Below are 12,768 nucleotides of genomic sequence, written 5' to 3'. Positions count from 1 at the left end.
GAATTAGGTTCTAATTTTTATTTAAATTTGAAAACGAACAAACAGATTATTTACTTTTTAATAAAATGTATAATAAGTAAGAATCTGTTGATACTAAGGTAAATAGTTAAAAATATTACGAAAACTGTATAAAAAGGCCTGATAAGAATATTTATACAGGAATCAGCTTGAAACATAAAAGAGGTTTTGTCTGAATGAATTGAACGAGCATGTAGAGATAGGAGCCGAAGAAACAGAGTGTTCTTAAGATATAACCTAAACAATTACCGGATGGTCATCCCCTCAGACTGCCGACTGTGCATAATCAGGTATAGTGTTGAGCTTAAATTTCTTTTTTTTGCTGCTGCTAAGATTTTCCGGACGTTGTTTTTTGAACGTTACGTTATTCTTCGGAATGTAATATATTATCTGTTTTCCTTAATTGAATTTAACAAAAAAGTACTCAATATATGTTATATAAAGAAATTCATATAGGAAAATTCATCAAAGAGATGGTTGATGAAAATGAGGTCCCGATGGAAAGGATCTGTAATTTCATCAATAAAGATGAAAGTTTTATTGAGGCTGTGTATCAAAGCAAATCAATAGATACAGAGTTACTTTTGAGATGGAGTAAGTTGCTGGAATATGATTTTTTCAGATTGTACAGCTCTCACCTGATCCTTTATGCACCACCATCTGCAGTGAATAAGAATCAGAAGAAATCTGATAAAATTCCTTATTTCAGAAAGAATATTTATACCCAGGAGATCAAGGATTTTATTATGAAAAGGATTCTATCCGGTGAAATGACTTACAATGAGGTGATTAAAGAATATTCCATTCCTAAAAGTACGCTTCACCGATGGATTCAGAAAAAAGAGGATAATAGTAACGGATAAACAGAATTCTTTATGCGCCCCAATTACAAAAAGATATATTATGATATGCTGAGGCTGGAGCATCCGGAAAAGCTGAAAGACCCGAAAATCAAATCGCTTTTAGAAAAACTTAATACAACTGAAGATGTATTGAATTTTAATGATAAGATTTTTGAACAGTCAAAAGAAAGCCAGGCTAGCAATCAAAAGTTAAAAACTTATGATAAAAAAACCATGTTCAAGCTTTTGCAGTATCAGAATAAGCATGGTTTTTCCACCAGTTATATGTCCCGGAAATATAAAATCAGCAGGACAACGATCATGAACTGGAAAAAGACCTTTGAGGAAGAAATAGAAAAAGTAATAAATGCCGGCGAATAATTCACCGGCATTTTTGTAAAAGGTAATGAGCAGGAAAAAACGGGGCAGTCAGCCAGCCGGAGTCGAACCGGATAGCCTTGCCGGAGTTACCGGCTTCGCTATTCCTCCCCAAAATGTGTGACGATGGAATTTTTCCTTTACGACACTTTTATATTTTAAAACAAGGCAACGGCTGAAAGTGTATAAGCGTGCTCTAACCAACTGAGCTACTCTTCCTGTTTATAGACTATGTTTTTGTGGAAGAGACGGGATTCGAACCCGCGACCCCGTCGTGATGAGCGAAGTAACACTGTTCTACGGCACTTGTTTTTTTGGCAGATAAGGAAACAGGCGAAAAGAGTTTGCTCTTTCAGAGCGTCGTTCTTACCCTTAAGGGGCAGTGAACCGGCAATTCTACATCTGCGTGAGACTTACATTTTCCTGAGAAAACTTTTGCCAGGCCGGGTTTCAATCCGGCGTCGCTGGTTCGGTCACCCGAATTACGCTACCTTAGGACCGTTATATTACGAAGGAACCCTTCTCTACGACACTTATCTGCTTGTTTTTTTAATTAAAAAGAGGCTAAAGGCGGGAAAACTGCTTATATAAACCATCAGGTTTATGCTGGAGTCGAACCAATTGTAACCGAAGTAAGTTTTCTCTAACGGCACTCTTTGTTTACATCAAGGTAATTTTCATACAGACACTTTTATGCTTATATCTTACCATTAGACAACTGTTTTCACAGACAGGATTTGAACCTGTATCTTAAGCCTGGAACGAAGTATTTCTATACTACGACACTCGATTTTTGTTTTAAAAGTCTTTTTTAATTGAATAACATCATATATTTTTAAATCAGGGTAATAATGGCAGAATCTTTCTTTTCCATCTGCTCTGCCTGCTGAGCTACAATCCCGTTTACAACAGGGAAGACAGGGATCGAACCTGTGACCTGATGACGCGTATCGAAGTATGATTCCTAGACGACACCTGATTTTATTTTAAAGTTTTTTAATCAAGGTAATGATGAAAGGATCTTCCGTGCACTTGCTCTACCTGCTGAGCTACCTCTCCTTTTCGAGGGAAAGGGCAGGAATCGAACCTGCGACCCAATGTTTCAAAATCCCGAAGTATGATCCTAAAACGACACTTGATTATTTTTAAATTTTCATGGTTATTTTAATATTATGCTTATTATTTATAAAAACCAAGCAACTGGCCATAAGAGTTTTTGAATGTATTCAAATTGGAAGTTTGACGATGAAACTCTTACTGTACGGCATTGGTCTGTTTTACCGGGCATCAGGCGGAAAGACTCATATTCAATTAAAAGTCGAAGGAATTCTTTCCTTACGGCACCGGATTAATAACAATGCAAAGTTATTCTGAAAGTGCGCATTCTTTTTACGCAGTTAATATTTTTTTTATTTTTTTAAATACTGATATATAATTTCTGTGCTTTATTGATAACATCTTCTGTAAAGCTTTTAAAAACAGGATAATAATAGTTTTCAAAATCCGTATCCTTATATTCAATATGGTTGCAGTTTTTTACGGCTTCCAAAGTTCTCAGAAAATCATGAGCATCTATTTCGGTACATTCAGCTTCTATGTTTTGCCAGCCTGTACATTCATTATTCTGTCTTACCAATTCCGGCAGACTGCTGTATTCTTCAGGGGTAATGCCTTCGTAAAACCAATAGTTCAGATATCTTCTGAAACTTGCTCCACCAAAGAGCACAGCTTCCGTTCCCGCTTCTGATTCTGTAATGAGCATATATTCTTCACCGCAATCGGGTGCGCCGCAACAGGGACATATGCAGAGATGGGTGAGATCTTCTTTGACAAGGAAATTGTTTTCTATACATTGATGGTATGCTTCATTCATTACTCATCTATTTCAAATTTACTATCGTACATAATAACCTGCATAGTTTTATTTTTTTAGTAGAAAAGCAGTGCCTTTTACAGCACTACTTTTTTAATGATCTGAACGGCAGATTTTCTGTCTTCCAAAGCATTCAGTACATCGAAAACTTTATCTGACCAACCTGCGATAAGATATACATCATTTTTTCTGATATCCAGCGGCTGTGTTCCGTAACCTGCCAGGTCAAAAATATATAATTTTGCATTTGGAGCAATACTTTTGTACCGGTTCCAGGAATCTTCAAAGGAATTTTTTGTTCCGTTGCTGTTCCATAACTGAGTATCGGTAAATAGCATTACTTTGTCTGTTTTTTCTCTCCTTTTAATCAGGTCTTCAATCACAAGGTAACCATTGGTAGAATAACCTACTTCACCTTCCCGTTTGTAGAATTCATTAACATTTCTCAAAATACCGCTCTTAGGCATAGGAATTCTTTTCCAGCTGTCACCGAACATACCTGTAATAACGTTTTTACATTGTGACTGCAGGATCATAGACATCAACAAACCGATATCATAAAGCAATACTTTGCTTCTGGAAGAAACCGGCTTCTGCATAGAACCTGAAACGTCTGCAGCAATCACCACCGAAGTGTTAAAACCAAAACCTTTAATGTTTTTTGCACTCACCAAAACGGCATCTTCCAATGCCTGCAGAATGGATGCAATATAAGGAGAATCAATAGTTTTAAGTTCTCTGTATGCTGCCAAGAATCTGAACGGAAGCTGCTTTGAGTTCATTACAGCTTTTTCGCTGGATAAATAACTGCAAACTTTGGACATCGCTTCAGAAGAAACTCCTGCTTCTATAATATTTCTCAGGTTTCTGAGAGTCGCCATATAACCCAGCTTATTACTGAAGATTAATTCTTCCCATTTATTTTTAAAAGCCTGCTTTTTTTCTGCTTCGTTTGCAAATTTTGTCTGACCTAAAACTGAAAGCTCAACTTCCCATGTGTAAGGAGTTTCCAATGTATCACCAACAATCTTGTTGAAGATTGCCTGCTGACTTTCATCTTTTGCTTTCGGGTGAACCAGAAACAGGGCATCTCTCAAGGTTACTTCTGCCTTCCTGTTGTATTTGGCAAACTGGTATTCGTCAAATTTATTGAAAGATTTTGCAAGACCTTTCTGGATCTGTTTTGAAAGTCTGTTCAGTTTTTTAGTTTCTGTTCTTTCATTGGCAGTCTGGTAGTAAGCCAAAAGTTCAGTGATTTCATCTGCTCTCTGTACAACACCATCTACAGTTCTGCTCACCAGATCTGTACCTGAGATTTGCTTGGCCAACTCTGCGGTAAGAACCAAAGGAATTGAACGCAGATACATATCATTTCTTGCATAAACCGCCAATTTACCTACAAATTCAGGATCATTTTTTTTGATCAGAGACTGGATTCTTTCCAATCTTTCATTTCCTTTTTCGTAGGATGTATTGGATAATCCTGTTGTAACAACAGCACTATATAGTTCTTCGGCGGGTGTCATTGTAAATGCTTTTGCACCTTCGTAGTTCATTACGGTATTTTTCTCTTTTCTTAAAAAATTAAATTTCATGAGTTACTGTTTTTTTGTTAAACATTTTAGAGGATCATCTTCCTCTCTGATTTCTGATGCAAAGTAAAAACAGTATTACGCAGTCTTTTTGCGTAGTAAATTTTTGTGCAATTTTTTTTTCGGAGGTTGTAAAATATTTGATTATAAAACTTGAAGTTTCATCTTATTTAAGAGCATCATAAGTTTTTTTATAACCACAGATTTTACAGATGAACGCAGATGATTGTGGTTATTTGTGTAAAGTATTTGTGTAATTTGTGTTTAAAATTTAAGTTTTGGCTAAAGCCGGATGAATGGATTTTTTTTTTGAAGTGGGCTAAAGCCCACCCCTATTGAATATTGATAAAAATCTTTTAATCTTTTAATCTTTTAATCTTTTAATCTTTTAATCTTTTAATCTTTTAATCTTTTAATCTTTTAATCTTAAATACAATTTTTCTATCATCCATTTTCAATAAAGGAATTACGGTTCTTTCAGTTTTGAAAATGCATTATATAGTTTTGTATCCATTAAAATTCAAGTAATGATCAAAGGATTATATGAAACTCATGTTCAGGTAAGTAACTTAGAAGATTCTATACAATTTTATACCGAAGTATTGGGTCTGAAACTGGCGCATAGGGATGAAAACCGTCCTATTGCCTTTTTATGGATAGGAAAAGATAAGGAATTCATGCTGGGATTATGGGAGCAAAAAGAAAACCTGCAGACAAGACATTTTGCCTTTTCCTGCAGTAAGGAAGATATTTTAAATTATTCCGTAGATTTTCTGAAGAAAAAAGATCTGAAGCCTTATAACTTTCTAAGGGACGGCATTGATAAACCAATGGTTTTTGCCTGGATGCCTGCGCTGGCTATTTACTTCAATGATCCGGACGGAAACCAGCTAGAATTTATTTCCATCCTTGAAGGTGAAGGAAAACCGCAACTGGGCGTGGTCTCTTACGAAGAATGGATGAAGCATTAATAAATGAAAAAGGACAGACTTATTTTAAAAAGCTGTCCTTTTACTTAAATCTGCATTAATTTCTTTACGGCAAGCACATGTTTACACGGCCCTCTTTCGCCCTGGTATTTGCTGAACCATTCGCAGGTGCACCGCTCTTTATCATTCTCTATAATTACTGTGTGATGTACATCTGTGCCTTCCACTCTTGCCTCAGTTCTGGTTTCACTTTTATTTAATATTTCTATTTTTCCTTCTGCGATGAGCTTTTCTGCATTTTTCATACGTGGATTTAAGCCGATGATACGACTTAATTTAAATGGCAGTCTCCGGTAGAAAAACCCGTTATCGTCCAGGTCATAGCCCAAAAGTCCCATAGCAGCTAATCTTCCTGTAAGATTTTCCGTTTTTTTTAAATTAATATTTTCATTCAAAGCAAATACTGAAGGATTAAAAGCCTGGTTGGCATAGGCATATTTATCCAATGCATCAATCCATTCATCGGAAACATCATCTGTCAGGCTGTCCAGCACTGCTCCTTCGCCGGAAAATCCCCGCCAGCTTTCTCTTGATAATGAAAAACTGAACCTTATATTTCCCAAACAGAGCTGCCATGTAGTGGACTGCATACTGGAATGCGGAAATACCTGCATTTTATCAATATAAGGAAGAAGGGGCTCCAGCAAACGCAGTCTATGAAGTCCTCCGATGCAAACGGCATCCACCGATTTTACCGGTGAAAACATGGGCCTGTTTCCTCTGATGATCAGGTAATAATCTGTTTTAATAGTCCCTTTCGGTATTCCTCTGAACAGCTGCTGGGTCTGAATTTTATTGAAACAATGAAGTTTTTCAGATTCGGAAAGATAGATCTGGACTGTACTTAATCCTTTGATCCACTTTACAGGTAACGGGGCTTTTCTTTCTATTACTTTTCTATCTTCTTTGTAAAGCCCTACTTCTTTTTCACCTATGGAAAGCATTATTTTTTCACTGGGCCTGATGCTTCCCAGCGCTGTAATCATGGACTGATTAAAATCCACATTGGTGGTTCCGCTTTCTATAAACTCACCGTGAAGTCCATCAGGCAATACATCTACTCTTGCGTAAACACCCGCACAATGTGAAAATCCTTCAAAGCGTAATTTGTTATTTCCGGCAGTTACGATAGGATCTTTAAGCAGTGCTGTCTGAAACGGTGACAGGTTAAAGCTGGATTTCACAATATTGGATAGCGTAATGAGGCACCTTGCCAATATAAACGGCTGGCTTACATCTCCCCAAAAAAAGCAGGGGGCATCCGTATTTTTCTGAATTTCGCTGTACTTGGACAGAAATAATTCTTCAGATGTATCTTTTCTTATCAAAGATGATGGTCTCTGATAGTTGTAAATTAGCGTATCTTCCATATCTATTTTTTTAGAAGAAGACTGCAGATTTTTTTCAGGCTGGAATTTTCTTTCCAGCTATTCAGTTTTTCTTTTAAGTTCTTATCGGTCTCTGATTGGTTCAAAGCCAAAACCTCGTGGTAAATGTCCAATATTTTTTTAAGATTGGTAACAGGTGTTTCCATCTGATGTAAAATATGAGTGAGAAGCTGTTCCAGTGCCAGATTGTGGTCTTTGCTTACATTGAGCATCTGATGCTGTACAAGATCTGTAAATCTTTTCACAGGAGCCCATTCCAGCTTTTCGTGAAGCCCGATTACCTGTCCCAAACGTACATCATCCATTACTTTATGGGAAGTATGCTCCAACCAGATCTCTGCCGCAGTACCGCGTATTACCTTGTCTCCGTCCAGGAAAATGGTTCCCAGAAACAGATAACCTATTGTATCCAGAGGCTTTTTCATCTGATGAAGTGCCTGAGCCGCATTCAGCACCATATTTCTTTCATAAACTTCTGCAATTCCTGAGTAGAAGAGGCAGTGTTTAATGATCTTTGCCAAAACATTTCCTAATGTGTTGGGAAAACTCCAGATCAGGGACGGAACTTCTGAAAAGTTTCCCTGCTCAGCAATAAAGTATTCCAGAAAAAGCTGATGCTGTCTTTTTTTCAGGTGATATTTCGGAACACTGATATTAAGTTCAACAGGATAATAGGAGTTTTTTTTGCTGTCAATTGTTTTCCAGTCATAAATACCGGTCAGGAATTCTTCAGGAATATCATCATATCCGAAAGTTTTAAATTCTTCAAAACATACACCGGGGGATCGTGTAATTCCTGCTGTCATCCACCATGACGGATGTTGAAATTTTCCTTTTGGAGAAGCATTTTTATTAAAAAAGAAGAGCAGAAGCTCTTTATACTCTCCTTTTAACTTTTCTTCAGCCAACTGTAATGCGTATGAAGTTTTTTCCAGTGAACAACGCTGTAGTGCAAGCTGTACATCCAGGTCATCAGGCTCAATATTTCTGTTCTGATAGATTTCCAATCTTTCTACCAATGCTTCAGGATTTATCCAACATGGCTCATGAGTAACAGTAGATAGCAGCGGAGTTCTATCTCCTGATTCTATTTGATTAAAAACACGTACCGCCAAATGTTTGAAGGGTTCCATAGCCAATCCTCCGGCATAAATATCTTTAATGGGTTTCAGCTTTTTATGATAGGTGGAATACACTTCTCTCGAGGCTTCATCCTCACGGGTTCTGTTATATATTTTTTCAATATTTGTAAGCTGTAACGGGAATTTTTTCAGCAGCAGCAATCCGTAATTGATAATCAGGTTGCATAACAGTACGTTGAAGTGATTCACCTCCCATTTGGCAATGGTTTTACAGGCCTTTTGAAATACGGGTTCAAAAAGTTTTACAGATCCGGAATCGGCTTCATCTGCGAAGTGTACAAGTCCTGCAAGTGCCAGATCATAATAATAGGTTCCCGGATTTTCTATAGCCTGCGGAAGGAAAAACATGAGATCTTCAAAACTTTGCAGTTCCTGAATTTTGCATTCTTCATTAATGAGCTCGAGTTTTTCAGGCTTAACATGATCCAGATCCAGCTGCCTGTTCTCTATGTATTGGGCCAATACCGGTCTTACATTGGATAATATGTTATCGGTATAATGGGACAAAGCTTCTTTGATCTCTTCTGAGACCGGAATGTATTTAAGAATGAACTTTGCCGCTTTGGTCTGTATGCTTTCATCTTTGCTTACAAATGCTGCGCTCAGGGCAATTCCAAGGTTTTCAGTGTCAGTATTACTTTTCTGTAAAACTTTTTCTGTAACCGTTAAACTAGTTGTTACAACTGTTTTGATCTCTGAACTTAACAGGTTGGGAAGAAAATGTGAAAACTCATCGGTTCTGAATGCCGGGTCCAGAACTATTTTTTTCAAGTGTAAGAGTATGGTATTGACTGCCTTTGACTGTACGGAAGCTAATCCTGCCATCAGTTCATCCTGAAGTGCCACAAGTTCATCATCAGAAGGTTTCACTGCGATGAATGCATCCATAAACCATCCTGTAACATTTTTGTTGAAATTCCTGTTTGCCGCCAGAAGGGATTCCCTGAGAAATTTTGTTCTGTCGATTTTATTTTCAGCAATCAGTTTCTGAACCAACGGGAGCCATTCTCTTGTAAAAGGAAGTGATTTTGAAGGAAATTCGCACAGGTACCAGAAATGGGTTTCCAAAGTTACCGGAAATTTTTCCAGATCATACGGATGAAGGCTCAGGTGATAGCCCAGCAGCTCAGGTGTAGGTTTTACATAACCTTTTTCAGACCATCTTAAAATATCATGATAATTGAATGCAGTAAATTCTGCATCTACAGAATCATTAATGAAATCTGAAAACCAGTCCGGGCATCCCCACTCCAGTATTTTTTCGGTCTGTTCCTTATCTCTGAAAAGACTCCAGTAGTTTTTCCCGTAATGTTTCTGATCCATGCAGACAAATGAAGCGATATCAATAATAGAATGCTGCTCTGCGGAGCCTGCAGTATGATAGGATTTTTTTGTCATTACGATCTTACTGATCTCCCTGTCCAGCTTTTTTATTGTAGGAACCAGGGCCTTTCTTTCTTCTTCTGTGAGCTTCTTCAGGTATGGAATAATCTCATGTGTTTTTTCCTCATTAAGGATATCATAAAGCCTTTCTTTCATTTGTTTTTAATTTGGTAATAATTTTTTCAGGTTATTTTTGTTTTGTCATTCTTTTAGTCTTCCGTCACCATATGATCCATTTTAAGATGATTAATAGGCAACAGTTTATGATAGCAGTTTCCTGTACATCCGGGAACATACGATTCGAAAATTCATTAATGGGATTTACAGGTATTGGATAATGGCATGAAGCCTGGTACTGTTCCGGAATCCGCTCAGAATTCAGAAGGGAAAGCATGGAAATAGGATTATATCTCCGGTCTCTATTTAAAAATTCCTTTAAAATGACCGCAGTTTCTTTTTTCTCCCTGGAGTTAAATTTTTTATAAAAAGGAATTATTTTTCTGAGTTTATGGTTAAAATAAATCCTCTTCCATTCATGTTCAATAAGCATGATTCCAGTCTTTAGGGCCTAAAATAACAAAAAAAGGACTGACCGGCATACAATTATCCCTATAAAGTGAATTTTTTAACAAAAAATTATGCTTTAAACAACAGTTCAGCAGGCATTTCCGAATAAAAGTTAAAAGAATACTTCGCTCTTTTTATTTAAACTGCCAGATTTTTATTATCAATTTGATTGAGAGTTCATTATTCAATTTTTTAAGCAATAAAAAACTCCCTTAAAAAAGGGAGCATACTACATTTTTAATAATGATTGTATTAAGATTGCCTCAAGCACCAATGAAGAATCTTTGCAATATTCTTTGCGTCATCAACACCTCTGTGGTGGGTACCTTCAAGTTTCAGGTTAAGCTCGCCTAAGGCACGGCTCATTCCTACACTTTTTCTTACCGTTGGATGCAGCTGGCCAAACAATGTCTTTACATTGATATGATCGTTACTCAGCGGATAATCCACATTGAATCTCCTGGCCTGGTTCTGTAGCATATTCAGATCATAGTTTCCATAGCTGGCCCAGGTAAGATCCTCGGAGTTATATTCAGCTCTCAGAATATCCAGTGCATCTTCCAGCATAATTCCTTCATCATCCAGCATTCTTTGGGTGATGGTGGTAAGTTCCGTACAGAAAGGGCTTACCTTTGAATATTGTGGTTTCACTAAAATGCCTTCATTTTTTGAGATTGCACCGGTTTTTGTGTTCATAATACAGACACCGATTTCAATAATCTCGCTTTCCTGGCCTCTGGGGGGCCGTTCATCCCAGCAGGTGGCTTCCAGGTCAATAATTAATATATTTTCTGTTGTTTTCATTTGTTTACATTTTGTTGTTAAAAAAATGGATAAGAAAGGTTGGAAGTTTTACAAAATCCGGTTTTCACTCTTTCATCCATGACTATTCAAAATACTATTCTTCTCTTGTGTTAAATGGCGGCGAGCATTTCTTTCGCTTCATAATTTCTTTGACTTCTTCGTAAGAAACCGGATAGAAATTGTGACAGTCTACCCCTACATCGAAGCTTAATGCCATTTCATCATCAGGCAAGGTTCCGTGTGAGTGGCCGTACAGCTGCCATACCCCGCGATGTGAGCCGTTCCATGTACGCATAGCGTAGTGCAGGAGAATGATTTTCTGTTTGCCGTTGGCATTTTCGGGTTCATCAATTCTCAGTTCGTGGTAATCTCTTATGGAATCAAAACGTTTGGGATATGTGAGGGCTGCGCCTTCGTGGTTTCCTTTGATCAAATGGATCTTACCGTTTAATCTATCCAGAATTTCTTTGGTGAAGTCGGGTTTTCCCAAGCTGACATCGCCAAGATGGTAGACGGTATCGTTGCTGCTGATCTTTTCGTTCCATCTTTTGATGAGTTCTTCATTCATATGATCCAGGGACTCAAATGGCCGTTCTGAAAATTTTATAATATTGGCATGACCGAAATGGTGGTCTGCTGTAAAAAATATATTTGGTTTCATTTTTTTAATAGTTTGTTTGTTAATGTTTTAGTACATTTTTTTTACCACAGATTGCGCAGATTTTCACAGATGATTGTGTTTATCTGTTTTTTAAATCATACTGATTTTTAGTTCAAGCTTTAGTTAGTTTCTGAGAATGCTTTATAAAAAGCAGTTTCAATTTCAGTTACATCATTTTCCGTATATCTTCTTGAAAAATGGATGGGAACTGATTCTTTCACCTGACAATCTTTCATAATCTTTCCTGATGCAGAAGCGAAGCTGTGATAATTGATCTTTGCAAATTCCTGATCCTCATCTTTGTAAAATGTTTCAATGTAAACCATATCCGCTCTTTTGAAAACCGTTTTTAGCTTATCATAATTGCTTTCACAAACGGCATGATCCATAATGACGCCTAGTCTGTAGCCTGCATTTTTTGTCAATAAACGGAATAAATCAAAAGCTTTGTAAACTGTTCCTTCAATCTCAATTTCTTTTTCTGACTGGTCGTTTTCAAAAGCTGCTTTCAGTTCGCCGATCCATTTTCCTTTTTTGAATCCGGAACCGTTTTCATTAAAAGTAACTGAATCTTTTTCCTTAAACAGATAAGCAATAGAATCTGTTTTATGGTCAAGAATCGCGAAATCAACATTCACATATTCGTCTTCAAAAAGGAAATTCTGAGTTGTCACCAATTCGGGCTTCCAATATGGCGGACGGATTCTATAGACATTAATTTCTTCTTCTGAAACAATTTCCCGGATTTCATATTCAATGGCATTTTCATCCACCAGGTTCCATGTGTAAGATTTTAAGCGAGATTCAATCTGATGATGGATATTTTTCGGTCCGCAGATGACAATTTTTTCTCCGCTTCCAATCTGATGCCTGAAAATTCCGTCAAAATTGGAAAAATGATCGATGTGTGTATGGCTGATGAATACTGCTGAAAGTGACTGTATTTCTTTTACTGTCAATAAGCTGGCTTCACCACAGTCATACAAGTAATGCTTTCCTGAATTGGTTGTTTTTATCAATATACTGATGTCTTCTCTTAAAAGACTTTTTATTTCTGCCTGTAACATAATTTTTTTCTTTTTTTACCACCGCCAAAAATTCTTTGGAAGTGAATTATCACACTCTGATGCT

The 12,768-nt window shown here is 37.1% G+C and carries 10 protein-coding genes; 3 read left to right on the top strand and 7 right to left on the bottom strand.

Going from position 1 to position 12,768, the window contains the following annotated elements; genetic code table 11:
* Window positions 1-449 precede the first annotated feature (449 nt).
* Entirely contained in the window at window positions 450-881 is a 432-nt protein-coding gene (locus HNP36_RS16900) for a transposase (RefSeq protein ID WP_184166630.1), read from the top strand.
* A 12-nt stretch (window positions 882-893) separates the two neighbouring features.
* Complete coding sequence (locus tag HNP36_RS16895) at window positions 894-1,241, top strand: helix-turn-helix domain-containing protein (RefSeq protein WP_184166633.1); 348 nt, start codon at window positions 894-896, stop codon at window positions 1,239-1,241.
* Window positions 1,242-2,655: 1,414 nt separating this feature from the next.
* Here the strand turns inward: HNP36_RS16895 and HNP36_RS16890 are convergent.
* Together HNP36_RS16890 and HNP36_RS16885 are read right to left on the bottom strand one after the other, a co-directional pair.
* Window positions 2,656-3,111, bottom strand: coding sequence for a hypothetical protein (locus HNP36_RS16890; protein WP_184166636.1), 456 nt, complete (start codon window positions 3,109-3,111; stop codon window positions 2,656-2,658).
* A 77-nt stretch (window positions 3,112-3,188) separates the two neighbouring features.
* Window positions 3,189-4,706, bottom strand: coding sequence for a TROVE domain-containing protein (locus HNP36_RS16885; protein WP_184166640.1), 1,518 nt, complete (start codon window positions 4,704-4,706; stop codon window positions 3,189-3,191).
* A 524-nt stretch (window positions 4,707-5,230) separates the two neighbouring features.
* Here HNP36_RS16885 and HNP36_RS16880 point away from each other — a divergent pair.
* A complete protein-coding gene (locus tag HNP36_RS16880) occupies window positions 5,231-5,674 on the top strand; it encodes a VOC family protein (RefSeq protein WP_184166643.1) in 444 nt (147 codons plus the stop codon).
* 44 nt (window positions 5,675-5,718) lie between these two features.
* Here the strand turns inward: HNP36_RS16880 and HNP36_RS16875 are convergent, their stop codons facing one another.
* The 5 genes from HNP36_RS16875 to HNP36_RS16855 all read right to left on the bottom strand — a co-directional run bounded on the left by HNP36_RS16875 (window position 5,719) and on the right by HNP36_RS16855 (window position 12,704).
* Window positions 5,719-7,062 carry an SWIM zinc finger family protein gene (locus HNP36_RS16875; protein ID WP_184166646.1) on the bottom strand — a complete coding sequence of 448 codons (1,344 nt, stop codon included), beginning with the start codon at window positions 7,060-7,062 and terminating at the stop codon, window positions 5,719-5,721.
* Between the two features lie 2 nt (window positions 7,063-7,064).
* Window positions 7,065-9,761, bottom strand: a complete 2,697-nt coding sequence (locus HNP36_RS16870) for a DUF6493 family protein (protein WP_184166649.1) — start codon at window positions 9,759-9,761, stop codon at window positions 7,065-7,067.
* Between the two features lie 663 nt (window positions 9,762-10,424).
* On the bottom strand, window positions 10,425-10,976 hold the full coding sequence (locus tag HNP36_RS16865) for a 3'-5' exonuclease (RefSeq protein ID WP_184166652.1): 552 nt from the start codon (window positions 10,974-10,976) through the stop codon (window positions 10,425-10,427).
* A gap of 94 nt (window positions 10,977-11,070) precedes the next feature.
* Entirely contained in the window at window positions 11,071-11,637 is a 567-nt protein-coding gene (locus HNP36_RS16860) for a metallophosphoesterase family protein (RefSeq protein ID WP_184166655.1), read from the bottom strand.
* A gap of 119 nt (window positions 11,638-11,756) precedes the next feature.
* Window positions 11,757-12,704: a peptidase gene (locus HNP36_RS16855; protein ID WP_184166659.1), complete on the bottom strand. Its 948-nt coding sequence runs from the start codon at window positions 12,702-12,704 to the stop codon at window positions 11,757-11,759.
* Between the last annotated feature and the right edge of the window lie 64 nt (window positions 12,705-12,768).

This window comes from Chryseobacterium shigense (genome assembly GCF_014207845.1).
Taxonomy (GTDB): Bacteria; Bacteroidota; Bacteroidia; order Flavobacteriales; family Weeksellaceae; genus Chryseobacterium; species Chryseobacterium shigense_A.
This window is presented reverse-complemented; position numbering and strand designations above follow the sequence as displayed.

Coding starts and splice junctions, on each gene's coding strand:
- HNP36_RS16900 (WP_184166630.1), top strand. CDS start 450: ATGTTATATAAAGAAATTCATATAGGAAAATTCATCAAAGAGATGGTT.
- HNP36_RS16895 (WP_184166633.1), top strand. CDS start 894: ATGCGCCCCAATTACAAAAAGATATATTATGATATGCTGAGGCTGGAG.
- HNP36_RS16890 (WP_184166636.1), bottom strand. CDS start 3,111: ATGAATGAAGCATACCATCAATGTATAGAAAACAATTTCCTTGTCAAA.
- HNP36_RS16885 (WP_184166640.1), bottom strand. CDS start 4,706: ATGAAATTTAATTTTTTAAGAAAAGAGAAAAATACCGTAATGAACTAC.
- HNP36_RS16880 (WP_184166643.1), top strand. CDS start 5,231: ATGATCAAAGGATTATATGAAACTCATGTTCAGGTAAGTAACTTAGAA.
- HNP36_RS16875 (WP_184166646.1), bottom strand. CDS start 7,062: ATGGAAGATACGCTAATTTACAACTATCAGAGACCATCATCTTTGATA.
- HNP36_RS16870 (WP_184166649.1), bottom strand. CDS start 9,761: ATGAAAGAAAGGCTTTATGATATCCTTAATGAGGAAAAAACACATGAG.
- HNP36_RS16865 (WP_184166652.1), bottom strand. CDS start 10,976: ATGAAAACAACAGAAAATATATTAATTATTGACCTGGAAGCCACCTGC.
- HNP36_RS16860 (WP_184166655.1), bottom strand. CDS start 11,637: ATGAAACCAAATATATTTTTTACAGCAGACCACCATTTCGGTCATGCC.
- HNP36_RS16855 (WP_184166659.1), bottom strand. CDS start 12,704: ATGTTACAGGCAGAAATAAAAAGTCTTTTAAGAGAAGACATCAGTATA.